This is a genomic window from Curvibacter sp. GW821-FHT01G03 (assembly GCF_059422285.1).
Genome location: NZ_JBWKWP010000009.1, coordinates 236,068 through 261,131, shown reverse-complemented (window position 1 = coordinate 261,131; position 25,064 = coordinate 236,068). Strand labels below are relative to the sequence as shown.

General features: G+C 64.4%; 26 protein-coding genes. 16 read left to right on the top strand and 10 right to left on the bottom strand.

Translation table 11 applies throughout. The annotated features are described in order from the left end of the window. Positions 1-9: 9 nt before the first annotated feature. From lspA to AC07VS_RS15350, 7 genes are all read left to right on the top strand, one after another. Entirely contained in the window at positions 10-528 is a 519-nt protein-coding gene (lspA, locus tag AC07VS_RS15380) for a signal peptidase II (RefSeq protein WP_492348123.1), read from the top strand. A gap of 118 nt (positions 529-646) precedes the next feature. Next, complete coding sequence (locus AC07VS_RS15375) at positions 647-1,657, top strand: LacI family DNA-binding transcriptional regulator (protein ID WP_494751384.1); 1,011 nt, start codon at positions 647-649, stop codon at positions 1,655-1,657. A 45-nt stretch (positions 1,658-1,702) separates the two neighbouring features. Then, the gene (locus AC07VS_RS15370) at positions 1,703-2,716 is read left to right on the top strand and encodes an ABC transporter substrate-binding protein (protein WP_494751383.1); all 1,014 of its coding nucleotides are present in this window, start codon (positions 1,703-1,705) and stop codon (positions 2,714-2,716) included. Positions 2,717-2,737: 21 nt separating this feature from the next. Then, on the top strand, positions 2,738-3,574 hold the full coding sequence (locus AC07VS_RS15365; protein ID WP_494656932.1) for an ABC transporter permease: 837 nt from the start codon (positions 2,738-2,740) through the stop codon (positions 3,572-3,574). 4 nt (positions 3,575-3,578) lie between these two features. Next, positions 3,579-4,376 (top strand): ABC transporter permease, encoded by a 798-nt coding sequence (locus AC07VS_RS15360; RefSeq protein ID WP_494751382.1) that lies wholly within the window; start codon positions 3,579-3,581, stop codon positions 4,374-4,376. Continuing rightward, entirely contained in the window at positions 4,366-5,427 is a 1,062-nt protein-coding gene (locus AC07VS_RS15355) for an ABC transporter ATP-binding protein (protein WP_492347922.1), read from the top strand. The genes AC07VS_RS15360 and AC07VS_RS15355 overlap by 11 nt, the downstream gene beginning before the upstream one ends. 41 nt (positions 5,428-5,468) lie before the next feature. Further along, positions 5,469-6,293, top strand: a complete 825-nt coding sequence (locus tag AC07VS_RS15350; protein ID WP_494751381.1) for a phosphodiesterase — start codon at positions 5,469-5,471, stop codon at positions 6,291-6,293. 8 nt (positions 6,294-6,301) lie between these two features. On the opposite strand, the gene AC07VS_RS15345 is transcribed toward AC07VS_RS15350, so the two are convergent. Both AC07VS_RS15345 and AC07VS_RS15340 read right to left on the bottom strand, forming a co-directional pair. Further along, on the bottom strand, positions 6,302-7,222 hold the full coding sequence (locus tag AC07VS_RS15345; protein WP_492347920.1) for an SMP-30/gluconolactonase/LRE family protein: 921 nt from the start codon (positions 7,220-7,222) through the stop codon (positions 6,302-6,304). 124 nt (positions 7,223-7,346) lie between these two features. Then, positions 7,347-8,330 carry a bile acid:sodium symporter family protein gene (locus AC07VS_RS15340; protein ID WP_492347919.1) on the bottom strand — a complete coding sequence of 328 codons (984 nt, stop codon included), beginning with the start codon at positions 8,328-8,330 and terminating at the stop codon, positions 7,347-7,349. Positions 8,331-8,443: 113 nt separating this feature from the next. On the opposite strand from AC07VS_RS15340, the gene AC07VS_RS15335 reads away from it, so the two are divergent. Next, positions 8,444-9,352 carry a LysR family transcriptional regulator gene (locus AC07VS_RS15335; RefSeq protein ID WP_492347918.1) on the top strand — a complete coding sequence of 303 codons (909 nt, stop codon included), beginning with the start codon at positions 8,444-8,446 and terminating at the stop codon, positions 9,350-9,352. A gap of 69 nt (positions 9,353-9,421) precedes the next feature. After that, complete coding sequence (pip, locus tag AC07VS_RS15330) at positions 9,422-10,378, top strand: prolyl aminopeptidase (RefSeq protein ID WP_494751380.1); 957 nt, start codon at positions 9,422-9,424, stop codon at positions 10,376-10,378. A gap of 6 nt (positions 10,379-10,384) precedes the next feature. Here the strand turns inward: pip and AC07VS_RS15325 are convergent, their stop codons facing one another. Both AC07VS_RS15325 and AC07VS_RS15320 read right to left on the bottom strand, forming a co-directional pair. Further along, on the bottom strand, positions 10,385-11,206 hold the full coding sequence (locus AC07VS_RS15325) for an NUDIX hydrolase (RefSeq protein WP_492347916.1): 822 nt from the start codon (positions 11,204-11,206) through the stop codon (positions 10,385-10,387). Next, positions 11,203-12,186 (bottom strand): quinone oxidoreductase family protein, encoded by a 984-nt coding sequence (locus AC07VS_RS15320; protein ID WP_492347915.1) that lies wholly within the window; start codon positions 12,184-12,186, stop codon positions 11,203-11,205. Before AC07VS_RS15320 ends, AC07VS_RS15325 begins: the two co-directional genes overlap by 4 nt. Positions 12,187-12,349: 163 nt before the next feature. Between AC07VS_RS15320 and AC07VS_RS15315 the strand changes: the two genes are divergently transcribed. Further along, a complete protein-coding gene (locus AC07VS_RS15315) occupies positions 12,350-13,249 on the top strand; it encodes a DMT family transporter (RefSeq protein ID WP_494751379.1) in 900 nt (299 codons plus the stop codon). 97 nt (positions 13,250-13,346) lie between these two features. Here AC07VS_RS15315 and purH read toward each other — a convergent pair whose 3' ends face one another. The 3 genes from purH to dusB form a co-directional block, all read right to left on the bottom strand. Then, entirely contained in the window at positions 13,347-14,936 is a 1,590-nt protein-coding gene (gene purH / locus AC07VS_RS15310; RefSeq protein ID WP_492347913.1) for a bifunctional phosphoribosylaminoimidazolecarboxamide formyltransferase/IMP cyclohydrolase, read from the bottom strand. 69 nt (positions 14,937-15,005) lie between these two features. After that, on the bottom strand, positions 15,006-15,242 hold the full coding sequence (locus AC07VS_RS15305) for a Fis family transcriptional regulator (protein WP_492347912.1): 237 nt from the start codon (positions 15,240-15,242) through the stop codon (positions 15,006-15,008). Further along, positions 15,239-16,291, bottom strand: coding sequence for a tRNA dihydrouridine synthase DusB (dusB, locus tag AC07VS_RS15300; RefSeq protein ID WP_492347911.1), 1,053 nt, complete (start codon positions 16,289-16,291; stop codon positions 15,239-15,241). Before dusB ends, AC07VS_RS15305 begins: the two co-directional genes overlap by 4 nt. 169 nt (positions 16,292-16,460) lie before the next feature. On the opposite strand from dusB, the gene AC07VS_RS15295 reads away from it, so the two are divergent. The 3 genes from AC07VS_RS15295 to AC07VS_RS15285 all read left to right on the top strand — a co-directional run bounded on the left by AC07VS_RS15295 (position 16,461) and on the right by AC07VS_RS15285 (position 18,158). Further along, positions 16,461-16,931 carry a YqaA family protein gene (locus tag AC07VS_RS15295; protein WP_494656935.1) on the top strand — a complete coding sequence of 157 codons (471 nt, stop codon included), beginning with the start codon at positions 16,461-16,463 and terminating at the stop codon, positions 16,929-16,931. Between the two features lie 85 nt (positions 16,932-17,016). Further along, on the top strand, positions 17,017-17,553 hold the full coding sequence (gene xrtH, locus AC07VS_RS15290) for an exosortase H (protein WP_492347909.1): 537 nt from the start codon (positions 17,017-17,019) through the stop codon (positions 17,551-17,553). Beyond that, on the top strand, positions 17,550-18,158 hold the full coding sequence (locus tag AC07VS_RS15285; RefSeq protein WP_492347908.1) for an exosortase H-associated membrane protein: 609 nt from the start codon (positions 17,550-17,552) through the stop codon (positions 18,156-18,158). Before xrtH ends, AC07VS_RS15285 begins: the two co-directional genes overlap by 4 nt. 19 nt (positions 18,159-18,177) lie before the next feature. Here the strand turns inward: AC07VS_RS15285 and AC07VS_RS15280 are convergent, their stop codons facing one another. The 3 genes from AC07VS_RS15280 to AC07VS_RS15270 all read right to left on the bottom strand — a co-directional run bounded on the left by AC07VS_RS15280 (position 18,178) and on the right by AC07VS_RS15270 (position 20,736). Further along, a complete protein-coding gene (locus AC07VS_RS15280; protein WP_492347907.1) occupies positions 18,178-18,990 on the bottom strand; it encodes a flagellin N-terminal helical domain-containing protein in 813 nt (270 codons plus the stop codon). Between the two features lie 119 nt (positions 18,991-19,109). Continuing rightward, positions 19,110-19,904 carry a glycosyltransferase family 2 protein gene (locus tag AC07VS_RS15275; RefSeq protein ID WP_492347906.1) on the bottom strand — a complete coding sequence of 265 codons (795 nt, stop codon included), beginning with the start codon at positions 19,902-19,904 and terminating at the stop codon, positions 19,110-19,112. 415 nt (positions 19,905-20,319) lie between these two features. Next, complete coding sequence (locus AC07VS_RS15270; RefSeq protein WP_494751378.1) at positions 20,320-20,736, bottom strand: hypothetical protein; 417 nt, start codon at positions 20,734-20,736, stop codon at positions 20,320-20,322. Positions 20,737-21,004: 268 nt separating this feature from the next. Between AC07VS_RS15270 and AC07VS_RS15265 the strand changes: the two genes are divergently transcribed. From AC07VS_RS15265 to AC07VS_RS15255, 3 genes are all read left to right on the top strand, one after another. Next, a complete protein-coding gene (locus tag AC07VS_RS15265) occupies positions 21,005-21,574 on the top strand; it encodes a DUF8453 domain-containing protein (protein WP_494751377.1) in 570 nt (189 codons plus the stop codon). A gap of 651 nt (positions 21,575-22,225) precedes the next feature. After that, positions 22,226-23,110, top strand: coding sequence for an integrase domain-containing protein (locus AC07VS_RS15260; protein ID WP_494751376.1), 885 nt, complete (start codon positions 22,226-22,228; stop codon positions 23,108-23,110). Between the two features lie 128 nt (positions 23,111-23,238). Continuing rightward, on the top strand, positions 23,239-24,075 hold the full coding sequence (locus AC07VS_RS15255; RefSeq protein WP_494751375.1) for a hypothetical protein: 837 nt from the start codon (positions 23,239-23,241) through the stop codon (positions 24,073-24,075). Positions 24,076-25,064: the final 989 nt, after the last annotated feature.

Here is a 25,064-nt window from a genome sequence, read left to right as displayed (position 1 = left end):
AAGGCCCAGATGGTGAAGACAGGGGGCGGCCCCCTGGGGGCCCTGCTGCCCTGGCTGGCCTGGGCGCTGATCGTGCTGATCGTGGACCAGTTCACCAAGGTGCTGATCCTGGGCTACTACCACCTGCACGACAGCACCACCGTGCTGAGCTTCTTCAACATCGTGCGGGCCCACAACACCGGTGCAGCCTTCTCGTTCCTGGCAACCGCGGCGGGCTGGCAGCGCTGGCTGTTCACCGGCATCGGGCTGACCGCCGCTGGCTTCATCCTGTGGCAGCTGCGTCAGCACAGCGGCCAACGCCTGTTCTCGTTTGCCCTGTCCAGCATCCTGGGCGGGGCCATCGGCAACGTGGTGGACCGGCTGCTGCATGGCTATGTGGTCGACTTTCTGCAGTTCCACTGGGACTTTCTGGCCCCCATGTTCCCGGGTGGCTACTTCCCGGCCTTCAACATTGCCGACAGTGCCATCACCCTGGGCGCCATCTGCCTGGTGCTCGATGAGTTGCTGCGCGTGAAGCGCGGGCGCTGAACGCCCCAGCCCCGATCCGGCGACCGGATCGGGCTTTCTCGTTTTTTCCTCTTCCCGTCATCACCTCGTCACACGCTGACGGTTCAATGTAAACGTTTACATTGAATCTCCAGCCCCCATGAGCATCCAGGAAGTGGCTCGCCGGGCCGGGGTGTCGGTGGCCACGGTGTCGCGGGTGTTCAACCTGCCCGCCAAGGTGGCCCCCGAGACCCGGGCCCTCGTCGAGCAAGCCGCCCAAGACACGGGCTACCTGCCCAACGCCAGTGCCCGCACCCTGCGCACGCAGCGCAGCCGCACGCTGGGCGTGGTGCTGCCCACCCTGGTCAACCCGGTGTTCGCCGAGTGCCTGCAGGGCATTGCCAGCGCCGCCAGCGCGGCAGGGCATGCCATCGTGCCGCTGACCACCGACTACCGCCTGCCCCACGAGGAGCAGGCCGTGGCCAGCCTGCTGGCGGGCAATGTGGACGGCATGATCCTGGTGGTCAGCGACCCGGCCGAGTCGTCCGCGCTGCGGCGCTTGCAGGCCCTGGGCCACCCCTATGTGCTCTGCTACAACCGCCACCCGGCCCACCCCTGCGTGTCGGTGGATGGTGAACAGGCGGTGGCGGCCCTGGTGGGCCGGCTGGTGCAGCAAGGACACCGGCACATCACCATGGTCAGCGGCCAGCGCACCGCCTCCGACCGCGCCCAGCAACGCTGCCGTGGTTACGCTGCCGGCATGCGCGCCGCCGGCCTGAACCCGGCCCCGGTGCTGGAGGTGCCCTTTCTGGAGCCCAGCCAGCACACCCTGATCGAACACCTGCGCGGGCCGCACCGGCCCACCGCCCTGATCGGCTCCAACGACCTGCTGGCCCTGCGCTGCCTGCGCGCCGCCCGCCTGGCCGGACTGTCGGTGCCCGGCCAGCTCAGTGTGGTGGGCTTTGACGGCATCGCCCTGGGCGAAGACCTGAGCCTGCGCCTGAGCACCATCACCCAACCCAATGCCGAGCTGGGACGCCAAAGCGTCGAATGGCTGCTGCAGGCCCTGCAGGAAGGCCTGCCACCGCCGCCCAGCGGCAGCCGCAGCCTGGCCCATGGCTTCCGGGTGGGCGAGACCTGCGCCTCGCCCGACCAACCCCTGGCCTCTTGACACCTTCTCTTTACCTCTCTCTTTTCACAACCCTGGAGTGAACCGATGCGACAACTCATCACCCCCTTGCTGCGTGCCAGCGTCCTGGCCGCCGGCCTGGCCGCCAGCACCCTGGCCCTGGCCCAGAACGCCATCTGCTACAACTGCCCGACCGAATGGGCCGACTGGGGCAGCCAGATCAAGGCCATCAAGGCCAAGACCGGCGTCACCGTGCCGCCCGACAACAAGAACTCGGGCCAGTCGCTGGCCCAGTTGGTGGCCGAAAAAGCCAGCCCGGTGGCCGATGTGACCTACCTCGGCGTCACCTTTGCCATCCAGGCCCAGAAAGAAGGCGTGGTGGCCAGCTACAAGCCGGCGGCCTGGGCCGACATCCCCGAGGGCCTGAAAGACCCGCAAGGCCACTGGTTCACCATCCACTCGGGCACGCTGGGCTTCATGGTCAATGTGGATGCGCTCAAGGGCAAGCCGGTGCCCAGGTCGTGGGCCGACCTGCTCAAGCCCGACTACAAGGGCCTGATCGGCTACCTCGATCCGGCCTCGGCCTTTGTGGGCTACGTGGGTGCCGTGGCCATCAACCAGGCCCGCGGCGGCTCGCTGGACAACTTCGGACCGGCCATCGATTACTTCAAGGCCCTGCAGAAAAACGAGCCCATCGTGCCCAAGCAGACCTCGTACGCCCGCGTGCTGTCGGGTGAGATCGCGATCCTGCTTGACTACGACTTCAATGCCTACCGCGCCAAGTACAAGGACCAGGCCAATGTGCAGTTCGTGATCCCAGCCGAAGGCACGCTGGTGGTGCCCTATGTGATGAGCCTGGTGGCCAACGCCCCGCACGCCGACAACGGCCGCAAGGTGCTCGACTTCGTGCTGTCGGACGAAGGCCAGGCCCTGTGGGCCAACGCCTACCTGCGCCCGGTGCGGGCCAGTGCCATGAGCAAAGAGGTGCAGGCCCGCTTCCTGCCCGCCAGCGAGTACGCCCGCGCCCGGACGATCGACTACGCCAAGATGGCGGCCGTGCAGAAGGCCTTCTCCGAGCGCTACCTCAAAGAAGCCCAGTAAGCCCTCCACCACGGCCTCACCATGCCCACACTGTCCCCCCAGGCCCTGAGGCTGGCCTGCGCCGCACCGGCGCTGGCCTTCTTTGCCGCCTTCTGGTTGCTGCCCGTGCTGCAACTCGTGGCCCTGCCCGCCCAAAAGGGCTGGGCCACCTACTTCGCCGTGCTGACCGAGGCCCGCTACCTGAAAAGCCTGCTGCAGACCCTGGGCCTGTCACTGGTGGTGACCGCAGCCACCCTGGCGCTGGGCGCAGGTGTGGGCGTGACCCTGGCGCGGCGGCGCTTTGCGGGGCGGGGGCTGCTGCTGTCGCTGCTGACGCTGCCGCTGTCGTTTCCGGGCGTGATCATCGGCTTCTTCATGATCTTGCTGGGCGGGCGCCAGGGCCTGGTGGCCGACCTGACCGAAGCCCTGGGTGCGGGCCGCGTGACCCTGGCCTACGGGCTGGGTGGCTTGTTCCTGGCCTACCTGTACTTTTCGCTGCCGCGGGCCATCGGCAGCTACACCGCCGCCGCAGGCGCCATGGACCCGGCCCTGGAAGAGGCCGCCCGCTCGCTCGGCGCAGGCCCCTGGCGCGTGGTGTGCGATGTCTGGTGGCCCGAGCTGGCCCCCACCACCGTGGCCTGTGGCGCCATGGTCTTTGCCACCGCCATGGGGGCCTTCGGCACCGCCTTCACGCTGGCCAGCCAGTACGAGGTGCTGCCCATCACGATCTACAACGAGTTCACCAACTACGCCAACTTCGCGCTGGCGGCCAGCCTCTCGCTGAGCCTGGGCGCGATGACCTGGGGCGTGCTGTGGCTGGCCCGAAAACTGGGCCCCGACGCCCGCAACGCCCACAAAGCGCCCCTTGCCGGAGCCTGATGCCATGCGCCACGCGCGATCCACCTCCCCCCTGCTGCTGGCACTGACGGCCCTGGTCGCCCTGTTCATGCTGGCCCCGATGGCCCTGTCAGTGCTGGCCGGCCTGCTCAACAACTACCCCCGGGGCCTGAAAAGCGGCCTCACCACCCGTTGGCTGGGCGAGGTCTGGGACACCTATGGCAGCACGGTGCTGGCCTCGCTGGGCCTGGCGGGCACCTGTGTGCTGGCCTGCCTGCTGCTGGGTGTGCCCTGTGCCTACGCGCTGGCGCGCAGCCGCTCGCGCTGGGCCCGCTTGTTGGAAGAGCTGCTGACCCTCCCGGTGGCCGTGCCCGGCCTGGCCAGTGCACTGGCACTGATCCTCACCTATGGCGCCTGGCAGGGCCTGCGCCAGAGCTATGGCTTTGTGCTGATCGGCCACATCGTCTTCACCCTGCCCTTCATGGTGCGCACGGTGGGCGCCGCCTTTCAGCGCGATGAGCTGCGCTCGCTCGAAGAAGCGGCCCGCTCGCTGGGCGCGCGCTTCGACCAACGCTTTCTGGGCGTGCTGGTGCCCGCCGTGCTGCCGGCCATCGTGTCGGGCTGCCTGATGGTCTTCACGCTCTCGGTGGGTGAATTCAACCTCACCTGGATGCTGCACACCCCTTTGACCCGAACCCTGCCCGTGGGCCTGGCCGACAGCTACGCCTCGATGCGCCTGGAGGTGGGCTCGGCCTACACCCTGGTCTTCCTGCTGGTGATCCTGCCGGTGCTGTGGGGCCTGCAGGGCCTGGGTCGCCTGATGGAGAAACACCTTGGAACTTGAACGCACGCGCGTGGACATCGTCCAATGCGCCAAAACCTACCCCGACGGCACCCGTGGCCTGCACCCCACCACCCTGACCATCGAACCCGGCGAAGTGCTGGCGCTGCTGGGCCCCTCGGGTTGCGGCAAGACCACGCTGCTGCGCCTGATCGCCGGGCTGGAATTGCCCGATGAGGGCAGTCGCCTGCTGTTTGGCGACACCGACGTCACCCGGCTGCCGATCGAACGGCGCGGCATCGGCATGGTGTTTCAGCATTACGCGCTGTTTCCGCACATGACGGTGGCGGCCAACATCGGCTACGGCCTGCGCCTGCGCGGCACCCCGGTGGCCGAGCAGCGGCGCGTGGTGGGCGAACTGGTCGATCTGGTGCGCCTGAACGGGCTGGAGCACCGGCGCCCGGCCGAACTCTCGGGCGGCCAGCGCCAGCGCGTGGCCCTGGCACGCGCCGTGGCCGTGCGCCCGCGCGTGCTGCTGCTGGACGAACCGCTGACCGCCCTGGACGCCAAGCTCAAGGAGCAGTTGCGCGACGAACTGGCCGAACTGCTGCGTCGCCTGCACATCACCGCGGTACACGTCACCCATGACCAGCAGGAAGCCCTGGCCATTGCCGATCGCCTGGCCGTCATGCAGGCCGGGCGCATCGTGCAGGTGGGCGACGGTGAAACCCTTTACCGCCGCCCGGAGCACCCCTTTGTGGCCACTTTTCTGGGCCGCGTGAACCGGCTGCAGCGCGACGAAGACGCCCGCCGCCGCCACGTGCTGAAGCTGGGCCGGATCGAACTGCCCTGCCCCCCCGTCTGGGGTGATCAGCCCCAGTTGCTGCTGCGCCCCGAAGACATCGAGCTGTGCGAGGCCCGCCCCGACGTGGCCGAGGCCCAGGTGATGCAACGGCGCTTTCTGGGTGAGCGCGTGCAGCTCAGCCTCAGCCTGCCGCACCAGCCGCTGATCTCGGTCGACGTGGACCGCGATCACCCGGCCCGCGCCGGTGATACCGTCGGGGTTCGTGTCGCCCCCCAGAGCCTGATGCCGGCCGAAGCCGTCAGCGCCTGAGCGGTCTGCCCCTCCCCCACCCGACCGATGCCTTGCCCCCCATGAACACCTTGTTGGCCCAACTGTCCGATCTGCACATCCGCGAGCCCGGCCGCCTGGCTTATGGCCGCCTCGACACCGCCCCCTACCTGGCCCAGGCCGTCCAGACCCTGCTGCGCCTGCCGCAAGCGCCCCAGGCCGTGGTGATCACCGGCGACCTGACCGACTTCGGCCGGGCGGCCGAATACGAGCACCTGGCCAAGCTGCTGGCCCCCTTGCCCATGCCGGTGTACCTGCTGCCCGGCAACCACGACGACCGAGACCAGCTGCGCGCGAGCTTTCCTGAGCACGCCTACCTGGGCACCGAGGGCTTTGTGCAGTACAGCGTGCCGGTGGGCCCGCTGCAAGTCATCGCCCTCGACACCGTGGTGCCCGGCGCCAGCCATGGCGCGCTGTGCCCACAACGGCTGGCCTGGCTGGCCGACGAGCTGGAGCGGCAAGCCCAGCGCCCGGTGATCCTGGCCCTGCACCACCCGCCGTTCCAGACCCTGATCGGTCACATGGACCGGATCGGCCTGCTTCAGGGTGCCGCCGAGCTGGAGGCCCTGGTGGCGCGCCACCCCCAGGTGCAGCGGGTCATCTGCGGCCACCTGCACCGCAGCATCCAGGTGCGTTTTGGCGGCACGCTGGCGCAGACCGTGCCGTCACCGGCCCACCAGGTTTGCCTGGACCTGGCGCCCGACGCAGCCTCGGCCTGGACACTCGAGCCCCCGGGCTTCGGCCTGCACGCCTGGAGCGAGGCCGGCGTGCTGATCAGCCATACCGTGGCCAGCGGCAACTACCCGGGCCCTTACCCGTTTCACGACGGCGGGCAACTGATTGACTGATCGACGGATCAGAAATTGAGCTTCAAGCCCGGGCTGGGCCAACGGCCGCGGTACACCTTGCCCGTGCCGGAGGCGGTGATCCAGACATCGCGCAGGTCGGGCCCGCCAAAACACAGGTTGGTGCAGATCAGGTCGGGCACCGCGGCATGCTCGGTCAGGCCCGTGGCCGGGTCAAACACCGTGATGCCGCCATTGAGGATGGTGGCCACGCACACCTTGCCGTCGCCCTGCACGGCCAGGCTGTCCAGAAACTGGCAACCCGGCAGGTTGGCCACCACCCGCGCCGGCTGGAACGGCGACACCGTCTGCACCACGCCGGGCGACAGCACATCGAAGGCCCAAAGCCGGCCCAGGTAGGTGTCGGCCACATAGACCACTTTCTCGTCGGGCGACAGGCCCACGCCGTTGGGGGCCAGCAGCGGCGGGCCGGCGCGCACGATGCGCGAGCCATCGGGCAGGGCGTAATACAGACCGCCGAACTGGCGTGAGTGCTCGTTGCCGCAGCCATGGTCGGTGAACCAGAAGCCCCCCTGGCGGTCGAAGACCAGGTCGTTGGGGCCGATCAGGCGCTGGCCCTCGCAATGGGTGTACAGGGTGCGCACCTCGCCGGTGGCCAGGTCGACCCGCTGGATGCTGCCGCCCTGGTGCTCGGGCGGCGTGGCGCCCGGGATGTTCAGCCCATCGACCGCGTGAAAACGGAACGAGCCCCCGTTGTTCGTCACATAGGCCGCCCCATCGGGGCCGATGGCCACGCCGTTCGGGCCGCCCCCCAGCTCGGCCACCACCTGCACCTCACCCTGCGGCGTGATGCGGCTCAGTGTGCCGCGCTGGATCTCGGTGAGCAAAAGATGCCCGTCGGGCAGCAGCACAGGCCCCTCGGGAAATTGAAGGCCTGAGGCCAGGCATGTGAGTTCGAGTTCGATCGCCATGGGTGTTGTCTCCCTGCAAATGATGTCGCGCTGCGAACAGCCGCAGCGCCACCGTTGTAAGGAGAGGCCTCCCGGGTGTCAGTCCGTCAGGCGACACGGGGAGCCCGAAGACACCCGGACGGCTTCAGTGCTCGTCGTTGGCGATTTGGGCCCGGCTGGCGTAGCGCTGGGCCAGCACCGCACACACCATCAACTGCATCTGGTGGAACAGCATCAGGGGCAACACGATGGCCCCGACGGTGCCCGAAGCGAACAGCACCTTGGCCATGGGCACGCCGCTGGCCAGGCTTTTCTTGGAGCCACAGAACACGATGGTGATCTCGTCCTCCTTCGAGAAGCCGAGCTTGCGGGCCAGCAAGGTCGTGCTGGCCAGGGCCAGGGCCAGGATCACGGCACACACCACCAGCAAGCCCAGCAGCGAGGTGAGCGGCATGTCCTTCCACAGGCCCTGGATCACGGCGGCGCTGAAAGCCGTGTAGACCACCAGCAGGATGGAGCCCTGGTCCACATACTTGAGCATGGCGGCACGCTTCTTGACGAAGTCGCCGATCCAGGGGCGCAGCAGGTGGCCCGCCAAAAAAGGCACCAGCAACTGCAGCATGATGTGGCCGATGGCGGCCAGCGGATCCCCCCCGGCCGCATGGCGCTGCAGCAACAGGCCCACCAGCAGCGGGGTGATGAAGATGCCCATCAGGGTGGAGGCCGAGGCACTGCAGATGGCGGCCGGCATGTTGCCGCGGGCCACTGCCGTGAAAGCAATGGCCGACTGCACCGTGGCCGGCAGGGCACACAGGAACAGCACGCCCAGGTACAGATCGGGCGTCACCAGCGGCTGCAGCACGGGCCGCAGCGCCCAACCCAGCAGCGGAAACAGCACAAAGGTGCTGGCCACCACCACCAGGTGAAGGCGCCAGTGGCTGATGCCGGCCAGCACCGCGTCACGCGAGAGTTTGGCGCCGTGCAGAAAGAACAGCAGACTGACCGCGGCCACGGTGAGCCACTCGAAGCCCTGGGCCACCTGGCCCGAGGCCGGCAGCACGCTGGCCAGCACCACGGTGCCCAGGATGGCGAAGGTGTAGTTGTCGGGAAGGAATCGGGAACGCGCCATGCGGCCTCCAAAGGGGGTGGGCCCCGCGCCATGCCGAGCCCAGGTGGGCGATTAGGCCTGAGCCCGATTCAAAAGTGAAATGCATTTCACTGATGGATTTATCATGTGCACTCATGAATGTCACCCTGCGTCAACTGGAGGTGTTCCGCTCCGTGGCCCTCACCCGCAACTTCAGCCGCAGCGGCCAGTTGATCGGCCTGACCCAGCCCGCGGTGAGCCGCTGCATCACCGAACTGGAAGCCCAACTCGGCCTGAAACTGCTGAACCGCACCACGCGCGAGGTCGAGCTGACCGAGGCCGGCCGCAAGCTGGCGGCCCGCCTGGAGCGCGTGCTGGAGGAGCTGGACAACACCTTGCTGGACGTGCAGGGCATGGCCACTGAACGCCGGGGGCGGGTGCGCGTGGCCAGCAGCCCCACCCTGTCGGCCAACCTGATGCCCGAATGCATCGCGCTGTGCCGGCGCCAATGGCCCGGCCTGCAACTGACCTTGCTGGACCGCATCCAGCACGATGTGCTGGACAGCGTGCGTTCGGGCGAGGTCGATTTCGGGGTGGTGATCGACCCCGGTGAACGCGAGGACCTGCACTGCGAGCCCATCCTGTCCGAGCCCTTCTGCCTGGTCTGCCCGCCCGGCCACGCCCTGGCCCGGCAGGCCCAGGTGCACTGGCGCGACCTGGCCGGCGAATCGCTGGTGCTGCTGGACCACGCCTCCGGCAGCCGACGCCTGATCGACCGGGCCCTGGAAGCCCAGGGGGTGGTGGCCGAAAACGCCCAGGACGTGGGCCACCCCACCACCATCTTCCGCATGGTCGAGGCCGGCCTGGGCCTGTCGGTGGTCCCCCACCTGGCCCTGCCCCCCGAAGGCCTGAATGGCCTGGCCGTGCGCCCCCTGCTGCCCCGGGTGGACCGCGACATCATGCTGGTGCACCGCCGCAACCGCGCCCTGTCGCCCCTGGCCCAGGCCGCGTGGGAGCTGATCCGCGACGTGGCACGGCAGCGCCAAGCCGTGCCGGCGGTCTGAATGCGACCAGCGCGTACGAGGCGATACTTGCAGGCTCACACCGCACCAGCTACTCCCAAGCCTCGCCCCATGCCCCCACCCCGCCCCCTCTACCCCGCCATCGACCCCTATGAAACCGGCCTGCTCGACGTGGGCGACGGCCACCGCGTCTACTACGAGCGCGTGGGCACCCCGGGCGCCAAGCCGGCGGTGTTTCTGCATGGCGGCCCGGGCGGGGGCATCTCGCCCGAGCACCGGCGGCTGTTCGACCCGGCGCGTTACGACCTGCTGCTGTTTGACCAGCGCGGCTGCGGCCGCTCCACGCCGCATGCGGGCCTGGAGGCCAACACCACCTGGCACCTGGTGGACGACATCGAGGCCCTGCGGCAGTTGCGTCCCGGCACCGAGCGCTGGCTGGTGTTCGGGGGCTCGTGGGGCTCGACCCTGGCGCTGGCCTATGCGCAGAAGCACCCGCAGCGCGTGAGCGAGTTGGTGCTGCGCGGGGTCTACACCGTGACCCGGGCCGAGCTGGACTGGTACTACCAGTACGGGGTGTCGGAGATGTTTCCCGAGAAATGGGCGCGCTTCCAGGCCCCGATACCGGAGGCCGAACGCGGCCACATGATGGCGGCCTACCACCGCCTGCTGACCGGCCCGGACCCGGCCCGCCAGCAGGAAGCGGCCCTGGCCTGGAGCCTTTGGGAGGGCGAGACCATCACCCTGCTGCCCAGCCCAACCAACCACGACCAGCATGCCGATGCCCACTTTGCCCTGGCCTTCGCCCGGCTGGAGAACCACTATTTCATGCACGGCGCCTGGTTGGAAGACGGGCAACTGCTGCGCGAGGCCCATCGCCTGGCGGGCATCCCGGGGGTGATCGTGCATGGCCGCTATGACATGCCTTGCCCGGCACGTTACGCGCACGCCCTGCACCAGGCCTGGCCCGGCTCGGAGTTCCACCTGATCGAGGGGGCCGGCCATGCCTGGACCGAACCCGGCATCCAGGATCAGTTGCTGGCCGCCACCGATCGCTTCGCCCAGCGCTGAATTCGGCTACAGCCCCAGGCTGGCCGCAATGATCAAGCTGGCTTCCAGGGTGAATTCGCCGGCCGCCACCCGCTGGACCAGTTCATCGCGGGTGAGCAGGGCGAACTGGGCCACCTCGCCATCCTGGTTCTCGGGCGGACGCCCGTCCGGCACCTGGCCGACAAACCAGTCGATGCGCTCGACCATGTAGCCGCAGCCACCCCCCTCGGCGCTGGGGCGCGCAAATTCGACATGCCCCCCATGGCTCAGGGCGGCCATCTGCTCGACATGCAGGCCGGCTTCCTCCCAGGTTTCGCGGGCCAGGGCCTCGTGCAGGGTGTCGGCAGCCGAGACCATGCCGCCCATCAAGGTGTCCCACATCCCGGGGTCGTTGGGTTTGTCGTGGGCGCGCTGCTGCACCCAGTGGCGCCCGTCGGGGGCCAGCCCCACCAGGTGCACGGCCTGCGTGGCCAGGCCGAGCACGCGCACCGCACCACGCTCGATGGTGCCCAGGCGCTGCCCCTGGGCCCCAACCACCGCCAATTGTTCGTTGCGCCAGGGGCCACAGCGACCAGCCGCCCGCAGGGCCAGGGCCAACGTTTGCAGGGCAGCACTCAGGCCAGCCTCGGAGGCCTCGGCCTGCAGGTGCCAGCTCGGGCCACGCTCATCCAGTTGGCGCGACAAGCCCAGGCCGGCCGCGCCCGGCAGACTGGCCAGCACACCGTCTTCGACCGAGCCGAGGGTGTGCCCCGCCGCCACCAAAGGCAGACGAGGGCGACGTGGCGCCTGGCGGGCCTGTGCACGCAGGTCCAGCAGCCAGGGCGGACTCGAAGGCTTGCCGGGGTTCACAGCGTGAGGATGGTGCAGCCCGTGGTCTTGCGGGCTTCGAGGTCGCGGTGCGCCTGCTGCACGTCTTCAAGGCGGTAGCGCTGCTCGATGTGGATCTTCACCTGACCGCTGCGCACCACCTCGAACAAGTCATCGGCCATGGCCTGGTTGCTTTCGCGGGTGGCGATGTGGGTGAACAGGGTCTGGCGCGTGACATACAGCGAGCCCTTGGCGCCCAGCATGCCGGGGGCGAAGGGTGCGACCGGACCGGAGGCGTTGCCGAAGCTGGCCATCAGGCCGAAGGGACGCAGGCAGTCGAGGGATTTGTCCCAGGTGTCCTTGCCCACCGAGTCGTACACCACCTTGACGCCCTGGCCGCCGGTGATCTCCTTGACGCGGGCGGCAAAATCTTCGGTGCTGTAGTTGATCACGTGGGCTGCACCGTTGGCCTTGGCCAGGGCACACTTGGCGTCGGAGCCCGCCGTGCCGATCAGCTGCAGGCCCAGGGCCTTGGCCCATTGGCAGGCGATCAGGCCGACCCCGCCGGCAGCAGCATGGAACAGCACGAAGTCGCCGGGCTGCAGGCCTTCCACCGGGCGGGTCTTCTTGAGCAGGTACTGGGCGGTGAGGCCCTTGAGCATCATGGCGGCGCCGGTCTCGAACGAGATGTCGTCGGGCAACTTGCACACGTTGCGGGCCGGCATCACGCGCACCTCTGAATAGCTGCCCGGCGGGTTGGCCGCGTAGGCGGCACGGTCGCCAGCGCGCAGGTGGGTCACGCCCTCGCCCACGGATTCGACCACGCCTGAGCCTTCCATGCCGAGCTGAAGCGGCATGGGGAAGGGGTACAGGCCAGTGCGCTGGTACACATCGATGTAGTTCAGGCCCACCGCATGGTGGCGGATGCGGATCTCGCCGGGGCCGGGCTGGCCCACGTCCACATTCACGATCTTGAGTTGTTCAGGACCACCAGGCTGGTCAATGCGTACGGCGCGGGTCATGGGATGTCTCCGGTTGCGGGGGGCGAAGGGAACGAAGTTGAGGACGGCCGCTGCATCCAGCAGCTGCGGTGCAGGCCAAACCGGGCGAAATGGTGCCACGAATCGGCGGGGTGTGCAGAGGTCTGGGCGCAAGGCCGGCGCCGGCCCTGTAAAGTGCGCCCCCATGCAACACCGACTCAGCCCCTCGACCATCGCCCTGCTCACCCTGCCCCCCCTGCTTTGGGCGGGCAATGCCGTGGTGGGCCGGCTGGTGCATGAGCTGGTGCCGCCCATGACGTTGAACCTGCTGCGCTGGGCCATCGCCTTCGTCCTGCTGCTGCCGCTGGCGGGCCGCACCCTGCGCCGCGACAGCCCCTTGTGGGCCCATTGGCGGCGCTACAGCGTGCTGGGCCTGTTGGGGGTGGGCTGCTACAACGCCCTGCAGTACCTGGCGCTGCAGACCTCCACCCCGATCAATGCCACGCTGGTGGGATCGAGCATGCCGGTGTGGATGCTGAGTGTGGGCGCGCTGTTCTTTGGCGTGCCGGTGGTGCGCCAGCAGTTGTTGGGCGCCCTGCTGTCCATCGTGGGGGTGGTGCTGGTGCTGAGCCGCGGCGAATGGGCCCAGCTGATGGCTTTCAAGCTGGTGGCGGGCGACCTGTTCATGCTGCTGGCCACGATCGCCTGGTCGTTTTACAGCTGGCTGCTGGTGCGCACCGCCGAGCCACCCGGCCTGCGCCAGGACTGGTCGGGGTTTCTGATCGCCCAGATGGTGTTCGGCCTGGGCTGGTCGGGCCTGTTCGCGGGCGGTGAGTGGCTGCTGACCCCCGCCCACATCAGCTGGGGCTGGCCGCTGCTGGCCGCGCTGGCCTTCATCGCCGTGGGCCCTGCCCTGCTGGCCTACCGCTGCTGGGGCAGTGGGGTGCAACAGGCCGGCCCCGGGGTGGCGGGGTTTTTCATCAACCTCACGCCTTTGTTTGCCGCCCTGATGTCCACGCTGTTCCTGGGCGAACACCCGCACCTGTACCACGCGGTGGCGTTCGCCTTCATCGTGGGCGGCATCGTGGTGTCGGCCCGACGCTGAACGCCCAGAAAAAACGCCCTGCAACCGTGAGGCTGCAGGGCGCTGGGCAGGTTGTGGGGGCTGAAGGCCCCGAAGCCCTGCTGCGATCAATCCCTGATCAATGGCGGAAGTGGCGCACGCCGCTGAAGACCATGGCCACGCCACGCTCGTTGGCCGCGTCGATCACTTCCTGGTCGCGCATCGAGCCACCGGGCTGGATGACGCAGGTGGCACCCGCGTCCACCACCACATCGAGGCCATCGCGGAACGGGAAGAAGGCATCGCTGGCCACGGCCGTGCCTTGCAGGCTCAGGTTCGCATGGCCGGCCTTGATGCTGGCGATGCGGGCCGAGTCGAGGCGGCTCATCTGGCCGGCGCCCACGCCCATGGTCATGCCACCCTTGCAGAAGACGATGGCGTTGCTCTTGACGAACTTGGCCACCTTCCAGGCGAACAGCAGGTCTTGCAGCTCTTCGGCGCTGGGTTGCTTGGTGGTGACGACCTTGAGGTCAGTCAGTTGCAGCTCGTGGTTGTCGGCGCTCTGGATCAGCAGGCCCGAGCCGATGCGCTTGACGTCCATCAGGTTCTGGCCCTTGTCCCAGGCAGTGGCACCACCGGCCGGCAGCGCGATCTTCAGGATGCGCACATTGACCTTGGTCTTGAAGACTTCCAGCGCTTCAGGCGTGAAGTCGGGCGCCATCAGCACCTCGACAAACTGCTTGCTGACCTGCTGGGCCGCTGCGGCATCGAGGGTGCGGTTGAAGGCAATGATGCCGCCAAAAGCCGAGGTGGGATCGGTCTGGAAGGCCTTGCTGTAGGCCTCGAGCGGACCGCTGCCCACGGCCACGCCGCAGGGGTTGGCGTGCTTGACGATCACGCAGGCCGGCACGTCAAAACTCTTGACGCACTCCCAGGCCGCATCGGCGTCGGCGATGTTGTTGTAGCTGAGCTCTTTGCCCTGCAGCTGCTCGGCGGTGACCAGCGAGCCCGGTGCGGGGTACAGGTCACGGTAGAAGGCGGCCTGCTGGTGGGGGTTCTCGCCGTAGCGCAGGTCTTGCAGCTTGATGAAACGGCCATTGCTCTGGGCCGGGAACAGTTGCTTGGAGGGGGTGTTGTTGCCTTCCTCGAAGTTCAAGGCCGACAGGTAGTCGCTGATGGCGCCGTCGTAGTTGCTGATGCGGTTGAAGGCAGCCACCGACAGGCCGAAGCGGGTCTTGTCGCTGAGCTTGTTGCCGTTGGCCTTGAGTTCGGCCACCACGCCGGCGTACTGCGAGGCGTCGGTCAACACGCCCACGTCCTTCCAGTTCTTGGCCGCGCTGCGCACCATGGCGGGGCCACCGATGTCGATGTTTTCGATCGCGTCTTCCAGGGTGCAGCCCGGCTTGGCCACGGTGGCTTCGAACGGGTACAGGTTGACCACCAGCAGGTCGATGGTGTCGATGCCGTGTGCGGCCAGGGCGGCCATGTGCTCGGGCAGGTCGCGGCGGGCCAGCAGGCCACCGTGCACCTTGGGGTGCAGGGTCTTGACACGGCCGTCCAGCATTTCAGGGAAGGCCGTCACCTCGGCCACCTCGGTGACCGGCAAGCCTTGTTCGGCCAGCAGCTTGGCAGTGCCGCCGGTAGAGATCAGCTTGATGCCGAGGGCGTGCAGTTCCCGGGCCAATTCGACGATGCCGGTCTTGTCGGAAACAGAAAGAAGTGCGTTCATGCGAGGGTCTTCAGTTTTGGATAGGAAAAAGGGGGAGGCGGCTCTGGCCGGGGCGCTGGGCCGGGTTCTTTACTTGAGCAGTTCGTGCTCGATCAACTTCTTGCGCAGGGTGTTGCGGTTCAGGCCCAGCCACTCGGCCGCGCGCGACTGGTTGTGCTCGGCCTGGGCCATCACCACCTCCAGCAGCGGTTTCTCGACCAGGCGGATCAGCATCTCGTGCATGCCATGGGGCTCTTCGCCGTGCAGATCGCGAAAATACGCCAGCAGGTTGTCACGGACACAGTCTTCAATGTTCTTGTTGCTCATGCAGCGGTTTCCAGGGGTTCTTCGTCCTCGCCGGCCAGGGCGGCAGCCGGGCTGTCCGGCAAGCGCTCCATGCGGTCTCCCAGGGCGTCGAAATAATCAGCGACAGCCGCCGTTTGGGCGGCGCTGTCTTCCAGGCCATTGATGCGGGTGCGGAAGGCTTCGCCGTCAGGCAGGCCTTTCACGTACCAGCCGATGTGCTTGCGGGCCGAACGCACGCCGGTGAATTCACCGTACAGCGCGTAATGGTCTTGCAGGTGCTCCAGCAGCAGGCGACGCACCTCGGCCACCAAAGGTGGGGCCAGCAGGGTGCCTGTGCTCAGGTAGTGCCCGATCTCGCGGAAGATCCAGGGGCGGCCCTGGGCCGCCCGCCCGATCATCAAGGCGTCGGCACCGGTATAGGCCAGGACCTCGGCCGCCTTGTGCGGGCTGTCGATGTCACCGTTGGCCACCACAGGCACCTGCACCGCTGCCTTGACGGCGGCAATGGTGTCGTACTCGGCCTGGCCCTTGTAGCCCTGCTCACGGGTGCGGCCATGCACGGTCAACATCTGGATGCCTGCCGACTCGAAGGCCCGCGCCAGCACCACCGCATTCTTGTGCGTCTGGCACCAGCCGGTGCGCATCTTGAGGGTGACCGGCACACCGTGGGGCAGGCAGGCCTGCACCACGGCCTCGGCGATGGACAGGGCCAGGGCCTCGTCCTGCATCAGGGCCGAACCGGCCCATTTGTTGCACACCTTCTTGGCCGGGCAGCCCATGTTGATGTCGATGACCTGGGCACCGCGCTCGATGTTGTAGACCGCGGCATCGGCCATCATCTGGGGCTCGGTGCCGGCGATCTGCACCGCGATCGGCTCTTTCTCGCCCTCGTGATTGGCGCGGCGGGACGTCTTCAGGGAGTTCCACAAATCACGGCGCGAGGTGACCATCTCACTCACCGCATAGCCGGCCCCCAGCGATTTGCACAACTGACGGAAAGGCCGGTCCGTCACCCCCGCCATGGGGGCGACAAACAGCGTATTTTCAAGCGACAGGTGTCCGATCTGCATGGGTCAAGCAGGGGGGATGGGTGGAGGGGAAATGGGGGCCGTCGGCAACGGCATGCTGAAAAATGAGGCACGATTGTAGCTGCTCAAAATTTCAGCAATTGAAATGCGCGCTCCGTGAGCTTGCCGGCTGTCGATCTGGCGCACGCGGCGCCTGCCTATACTGGGCCCCATGCAAGCCTGGCTCGACTCTCTGCTCGCCCTTCTGGCCCTGCCCCAATACGGCCTGGGCACCTTGTTTGTGGTGTCGTTCATCTCGGCCACCTTGCTGCCCCTGGGCTCGGAGCCGGCCCTGTTCGGCCTGCTCAAGCTCAACCCCGAGCTGTTCTGGCCCGCCATCGCGGTGGCCACCCTGGGCAACACCCTGGGTGGCGCGCTGGACTGGTGGATGGGCTATGGCGCCCATCGGGTGGCCGACCACTATCACCGCTCCCCCCACCACCTGCGCGTGCTGGGCTGGCTGCAGCGCCTGGGGCCCAAGGCCTGTCTGCTGAGCTGGCTGCCTTTGCTGGGCGACCCGCTGTGTGCCGTGGCCGGCTGGCTGCGCCTGCCGTTCTGGCCCTGCGTGGGCTGGATGCTGCTGGGCAAGGGCCTGCGTTATCTGGCCATGACCACGGTGCTGATGAAACTGTTTCCAGGCTGATCGCAAGCACCGGCCAGGGGCAGGCGTCTGAGTTACAGTGCCGGCTTGAACTGAACTCACACCCCCCTTCAAGAGCGACCTGTCCATGCTGCGTTTCTTCTCGATCTTCCTGGTGTTGCTGGTGGTCTTGTTCGTGGGTGAGTTGACCCCGCCGATCCAACAGTGGCTGATCGTGCCCTGGACAACCTTTCTGGCCTCGGCCAGCGCCTTTCTGGTGCAGGCGGTGGACGCCAATGTGGTCTCGTACGGCAAGGTGCTGCAAAACGCCAAGACGGGCATGGGCGTGTCCATCGAAGCCGGCTGCAACGGTGTCGAAGCCTGCCTGATCCTGCTGGCGGCCCTCACGGCGTACCCGGCCCGCTGGCGCTACAAGCTGGTGGGCATCGGGATCGGTTTTGTCGCCATCCAGATGGTGAACCTGGTGCGCATCATCACCCTGTTCTACTTGGCAGGCTGGAACGCCCAGGCCTTCGAATTTGCCCACCTTTACCTGTGGCAGGCCCTGATCATGCTTGACGTGGTGGTGGTCTGGCTGGTCTGGATGCGCTGGGTGGCACGCCAGGATTTCCGCCGTGAACACCTGCAGGCCCATGCCGGGACCGCTACCGGGGCCGCCTCATGAAGCGGGCTTCGCACAGCGTCATCAGCGGCTTTTTTCTGCGCGCCCTGCTGTGGCTGATCCCCTGCCTGGCGCTGTGGTACCTGGGGCGCAATTACGTGGCCGTGGCCCCGGCCTGGCTGGCCGAATGGGCCATGAAGGCCGTGTTTCCGTTCTGGGCCCAGGGCTCTGAACTGCATGGCACCCAGCAGGTGCTGCTGACCGGCCTCAGTGTGAAGATGCCCGGCGGGCGCCTGGCCGATGTGGCCCCCGAGGCCAACGTGCTCACCTACGCCTATGGCATCCCCTTGCTGGCCGCGCTGTTCCTGGCCGTGCGGGCCAAGGGCTGGTGGTGGAAGATCCCGGCCGGTGCAGTCGCCCTGCTGCCCTTTCAGGCCTGGGGGGTGTGCTTCACCTGGCTGCTGCAGGTGGCGGTGCAGGCCGGTGAGGCCACTCGCAGCCAGACTCGGTTCGATGCCTTCGACGTCAACCTGATCGGCGCGGCCTACCAGATTGGTTTCTTGCTGCTGCCCACGCTGGCCCCGATCCTGATCTGGCTGGCCCTGGACCGGCGCCTGATCCATCAGGTGCTGGTGGAAGGCGCCCTGAGCGCGGGCGACCAGGATTGAAAGCCCCCGGGCAGCCCCCTCACTTGGGCAGCAGGCTGAGCGTGTCCTTCTGCATCGACTGGTACAGCGACAGCATGCGGGTGGCAGCCGTCTGGCGCACCTGCTCCTGAGAAAAACTGGAGGCAGACTGGGCCAGGTCGGCATCGCTGAGGCTGGCATTTGACGACGCCAAGGCCCCGGACTGCGCACTGAGCTGATCGAAATTGGCCTGCAGCCCGGACTGCGACGCCCCCACCCCCGCCTGCTGGTCATTCACCTGTTGCAGCGCCTGGCCGATGGCCTGCATGGCGCTGGCCTGCCCGCTGCTGCTGGTGAGGTCGATGCCACCCACCCCCAGGGCATTGGCCGACACACTGCCCAGGCTCAGGCTCTGCGTGTCGCCCGCATTGGGGCCCGTCTGCAGGCTGGCGCTGAAACTGCCGTCCAGCAGGTTCTGGCCATTGAACTGGGTGTTGCCCGAAATCTGGTTGAGGTTCTGGGTGAGCTGGCTGGCTTGCGCCTGCAGGGCCTGCCGGTCGCTGGCCGACAGGCTGCCGTTGCCGGCCTGCACGGCCAGATCATTGAGCTGCTGCAGGTTGGAACTGACCTCACCCAAGGCCCCGGACGCGGTCTGCAACAGAGAGCTGCCATCCTGCAAGCCCTGCATGGCCACGGCCGTGCTCGACAGCTGAACACTGAAGGAACTGGACTGGGCCAGGCCGGCTGCGTTGTCCAGCGCCGAGTTGATCGCCCGGCCCGACGACAGCTTCTGCCCCAGCGACTGCAGCCGCGTGAGTGACGCCGATTGGGCCGCAAGCAAGCCGTTGGGGGTAGAAGAGTTGATGGCGTTCATGGCGAATTCGCAGCGGACAGCCGGTTAATTTGACCGAATTATCGGCCTTTGCCCCTCGAAACACCAGCCAAGCGGCCTTTGCGTCGATCACCCTTCGCTGATCACCGTGCCCCGACGCCTCAGGCCAGGCCACGGTTCAAGAGCTTGAGGGCCAGGGTTTCAATCGGCCCACGCTGGCTGCGGTAGTGCGCCTGCGACAGGCGATAGGCATCGAGCATCTGGGCCTGGGTCGATTGACTGATCAGGCTGGGGCCGCCCACCCGTCGCTCCACAATGGCCTGCCCGAGGTGCAGATGCCCGGCCTGGCGTACCACGCGCATGCACAGGTCGATGTCTTCGTAGACCGCCATGTCGGTGAGGAAGCCGCCCACGGCCAGAAAGGCATCACGGCGGACGACATAGGTACTGCAAACCACCAGGGCATGACCGAAGAGCAGTCGCGCGGTCACCGCCCAACGTGAGGGGTGACGAGCCAGGAAACGAGCGGCCCCTTCGAAATAGCGGCGCTCCTCTTCGACCCGGGCAGGCACCGCCCCAAAAGGCCGGGGCAAACCGATCGCCACCCCGCAAGCAGTGCCATCGAGACGCCTGCAGGCCTCAGCGAGGGCCTCCGGGATGGCGTGATCGTCGTCGTCCAGGAAATACAACAGCCGTCCCCGGGCAAGTTGAGCCCCCCGATTGCGCAACACCGCCGGACGGCCTCCACTGGGTGGCACCTGCTGCAGGTACTGCACCCGGGGATCCCCCAGGGCCTGAACCACAGCCCGAGCTCCACCCTCGGGGCTGTCGTCGATGACCAGCACCTCCAGGGCCAGCCCCGGCACCGCCAGCGCGCTGTGCAAAGCCTCCAGCAGCAAGCCCTCGCGGCGGAAGGTGGGGATGATGAGGGTGAGGTCGGGCAAAGAAGGGCTCATGGTGTGGGCAGATCAGACGGTGCAAAGAATGCCCTGTCAGCGACCGGTCTTGCCAAGCCGCTCACCCGGGCGTCCCCTGAAAACGACAAAGCCGCACCAGGGTGCGGCTTCGTGGTCAGTCCGTGGGGAACGGGATCAGACGTTGAACCGCCATAGTCTCATAAAAGCCTTGCTCTGTATAGCATCTGACCTATTTCCTTGAAATTTATACCCGGTTTCATACCCGGTTTCGGAATTGTGGCCGTGGCCCGACCCCATCAAGCTAGTGTGGCCGTGCAGACATTTGCCCCACGTCGCAAGACTCCAAAACACAACAACGAAGCGCCCCGCCGCATGTGTTCAGACCTTTTCGGCCACCTTCTGAGACGACTGAACGAGATTTAGTGTGCCATGGACTGCCAGGTCGCGGCGTAGGCTATGCCTGCCAATTTTTGTGTACGACAGACACATCAAAGCCATTCTGAAGCGCAAGCGGAACAAAGGTGGTTAAGTGCTCTGATCCGCAAATAAAAATTAATCTCGACGCCTCCAGCCCACGAAGGCGTCGTATCCACTCGTTCTCGCGACGGCTCCAACTCTCTGCAATGCGACTCTTAACAGTAGGCTCATCAAGAATTTTCGGAAATTGAGCAACTTGGATGGAGTTGTCATCATAAATTCCGAGTTGTTGACGCTCTGCCCTATTGGGATCACAAAAGAGGTGGCTAAGATTGAGTTCATTTGCAACCAACTGAGGAACGGAAGCTGTGCATTCGACCTCACTCATCGCTTGCTCGCTGAGTTCCTCTGCAATAGCGTCAGCGCCAATTAACATGGCAAGCTCACTCAACATGGCCTTAAATCTAGAATGGTCTTCGCTGGTGCAGGCATAGGCACCATACTTGGCCCCTACTCAAAATTGATAGTGATGACCAGTTCCAACAATATTTAGTAGATGCTGCATAGTTTTACCAAATGTACTCTCGGCACATTGCTCAAATCGAAACGTGGCACTAGCACAACTTATTTCTTATCCAACTCCGTATAAATTCCTAAAACTTCACCAGGGCAAAGCACCATGAAATTTTTGCCCCCGTTTGCTCAGCCATCAGGACGCAACCATGACAATCAGCGACTACCTCACGGCCATTCTTGTCATCATCACGGGAATTTACGTATATCTAACTCACAAAATGGCAAAGGCGAGCGAAGCATCTGTGCAAGCAGTTCGCGAGCAATCCGAGGCAATGTTAAGGCCATACGTCAGCATTTCTCCGTTTGTAAGACCCCACACAACGGTCCTATATCTACGCATCGAGAACACCGGTCGAACTAGCGCGGAAAAACTGCGGTTATCCATGGACAAAGACTTTTTTCAATTTGGGGAAAAGAACCGAGCCGATCACAACCTACGCACCAAACCAGCGTTTACAGATGAAATACAAAGCCTCCCGCCAGGTGGGAATCTCATCTTCGCGTTGGCTCAAGGCTTCGTCATCTTTGCGCACGACGCAGAGGCCTCACTTCTCCCTCAACAATTTTCGGTCACGGCAACCTACCGTTTCGCCGACAAAACGGTAACTGAGAGCCATCGTATCGACCTCCGGCCTTTCATCGGTAGTGAAGGCGAACGCGATCCAATCGTTGACGAACTCGAGTTGCTTCGCAAGGTCGCGGAGAAGTGGAGGTGACATACCCCGATCATCAGAAGCAGTCGCGGGGTAAGACTCGATCATGAGGAGGAGGCGGCGCTCAAACAGTCAATCCATGTTTCTTGCCTCATCTCGGAGCAGCAGTTAGGATTCGATCACTACGCCAAATCGGCGAGTTGCGGGCCCGTCCCGCCTTTCATTAGGGTGGCCTTATGGTCCTCCTGCCCTGCCCTTTTAGGCCTTGATGTTGCGCCACCTCCCTTGACTGGGTGAGTTGTCGCCGACCATTCCCCATCACGGTTCCGACGACTGATCGGAACTGCATTGCGCAATCGCGCCTCATCTCCGCACGGCCTGCCACCTGGAATTTTTGCGCTCCCGCGCCCTATCGGATGTCGTAGTGACGCCATTTGAAAAAAGCCTGAGCACGAGCACCCGCGCCGAACTCCAAAGCGTCTGTCCAAGTGACGCTGCCAATTTCAATCCATGATGCAGTTCCAGAGCCCTAGCCAGGCCCTGGCAGGGAGTCCACCAACCGATTAGGTTGGCAGCGTGCTTAGGCGCGTCTGATGAGCCCCATGAACCTCAACACACCCAGGGGGAGGTAGCTGCATTTTTGCCGGTCATCAATTTGATCGGTCTGTAGCACCTCCCCCGCTTGGCTGTTTTTCATCACAGGTTCAAAGGCACATGACGAACGACGAAATTGCAAGGATTGTCCGCAATGCAGGCGGATCCACGCTGACCAAAGTTGCACGGGACGCTGCTCTGCACTCAATCAAATCAACGTTCAAAACGCAGCTGAACATTCAACTCACTTCGTTTGCGGGGGTGAAGGTTGAGCACGTAGAAAGGCTCATGGCGCACATGCTTGGGAAGGGCCTTAGCCAACGCTCAGGACAAAACCTCATGGCTCATCTCCGCTGTGCACTGAGGGAAGTTGGCCGCGAGAAGTTTTCACACGACGCCCGCATTTCGAACGCAGCGCTTGGACTCGCCGGAGCAAGCAGGAACGGAACTCACATTGCCGTTGAAAGGATTGAAGCAGAACGCCGAATCGCACTCCTGCGGCCTGGTTTCAGAGAAGCTGCACAACTTCAACTCAACATAGGGTTGCGCACTCTGGAGGCCATACGCTCGGGCGGATCGCTCGCAAGTTGGGCCAGGGAGCTTGCCGAATATGGCCACCTCAGCGTCTCAACCGGAACGAAGGGCGGAAAGCCACGCAGGGTGGTGTTTGTGTGCCAGGAATCAACGCTTAACGCGGCAAGATCCATTGCAAAGGCCTTAGCCATTGCGAAGACACACGAGGGCTCCCTGATTGAATCCACCAGCCTTGAGGGCGCGGTAAAGGCCTACTCGAGAGAGATGGCGAGAGTTGGCTTCAAGGGTGCCGAAGCACCTCACGCACTTCGGTATACCTGGGCTCAAGAGCAGTACTCAAAACTGAGAGACATCAGCGGTGATGAAAATGAAACATTGACCCGCCTATCGCTAGACTTGGGGCACGGGGATGGGCGTGGTCGGTACTGCAAACAGATCTACCTACGAGGCGGCGGCCCATGCTATCCATAGCCCGTCTTCGATCACAACCCAAACTCACCATCCAAGTCGTCTGCAACCTATGACCAAGCCCTAATGCTGGATTCGACAAAATTCAGCGTTAAGATATAAGTTTGACACATGAGGTTGGAGATCAAACAATGCCGACACCAGGACTTTCATTACTTGGATTTTTCGATGAGAATCGCGGCATTAATCATTTAACGGCAGCTTGCGTTCTTTCCGATCAGAGCCATGATGCAAAAAGAACCATTTGGCACAATGCCGCCGCCAAACTTTCTACGCCAGTTCAGAACGCTGGACTGCCCGATATTCAAGCTTTGCCACCCGAAGCGACAACGCATGTAGCGAACCTACTAAATCAACAATGGGTGCAACCCGCACTACAAAGTTCGCTGTTAGGTGCTACATACCAAATGGTGGAAATTGAGAAGCTACTTGCCTTCCAGCCAACCGTCGATATCAATCGATCAGAGCACCACAATAATGGAACTAACGGCGTCCCATCACTCACCGAATTACTAAATACCTGTCTGCCACTCAATCCTGCAACAGAAAGTCTAGCAATCTCAAACTCGCCCGGCTCCATGATGATTACATCAAGAAGCCTCAACTTGCAGATGCAGCAATATGGTTTTATGCATGGACAATTTGCCGGAATGCAAATCGGGCTAGGCCTACCGTTTTCACATGTGGTCAGATTTAATGGTAAGTGCTATTTACACAACGGCTACCACAGAGCTGTCGCATTTGGAAAACGAGGCGCGAAATATATTCCCTGCATTGTTCGTGACGTAGCTACAGCAGACGCTGTCGGCATTAGGGAAGGCGGCACTTTTTCATTACAGGATCTTGAATCGCCCAATCCACCATGTATAGCCCATTATATCGACGGGCGAGCATGCGAGCTTGATTTAAAAATCTTCACTCGTACACTTCATGTCAGCTGGGCTGACTACATAGTCACACAGGAGTAAAGAAATATTAGACAGAGTCCGCTTCATTAATAGAAGGCATATTTAAAAAACCTTCAAACGACAGTTAATTCGAAAATCAAAGGGAACAAAAAAACGCACCCAGTGGGTGCGTACATTAGAAGATCCTGGTCTTTTAAGAGCTGTGTAACTCAATGCGTACAGTTCTTGAAGATGGCGTGTAGACAGGCGAGGCATTGGGCGCAGGATTTACCACCGAAGTAAAATGCACGTCACTCAACCACACTCCGCCGGCCCTGGACACTCCAGCAACGGAATGAACATCAACACGCGCGGTAGGTGACGGCGTGCAAACGGCAGCGCCGATCAGAAGGTTAGTGTTTGTCATAAAAACTCCTTACAACGGTATGTGCATCACCATAACGCAAGCGCAACGTGCCTAAGCCTCGAATTGGAACGCAAATCGCCCCCAAAAGAAGCAAAGCCCTCTATCTTAGCACGCGTTATGGAATCATCAAAATTCGAGGGCTTGACAAAAGCAACACCCATCGGCAACGAGCCGGTCCTTGACAGGATACGCGCATACACGTCGTTAGGCAACTTCTAGAAAGCACTTCCCGTCTAGGGCGGCATGTCAAACAACAGGCCCAACAGAACAACTGCTCACACATAGGCAATGTGACCCCCTACACCGGCAAGGAAGGGATCAAGCAATGAAGCGCAGACAAATTGGTGGTGGCTTGCTGGCCGTTCTGCTTGCCGCACTCGCAACTCAGGCAGAGGCTCGTGGTGGTCGCCGGGGTTGCGGCTCACGCGGTGGGCCTGGGTACCGCAAAGACAATGGGAAGTGCGCCAGTCACAAGGGTTGAGAGGCACCAATAGGAAACCTGGCACTTGGCCGGGTGAATCCTTGTGGAAACTGATCCGAGTTGATTTCCAATCAATTCACAGGGTCCCTAAAAAGGCGCCCAGTGCTGCCCTTGGTTCGATAGCGGTTCAGTGGCCAGCCGGGGAACACGCTGTTCCAAGTC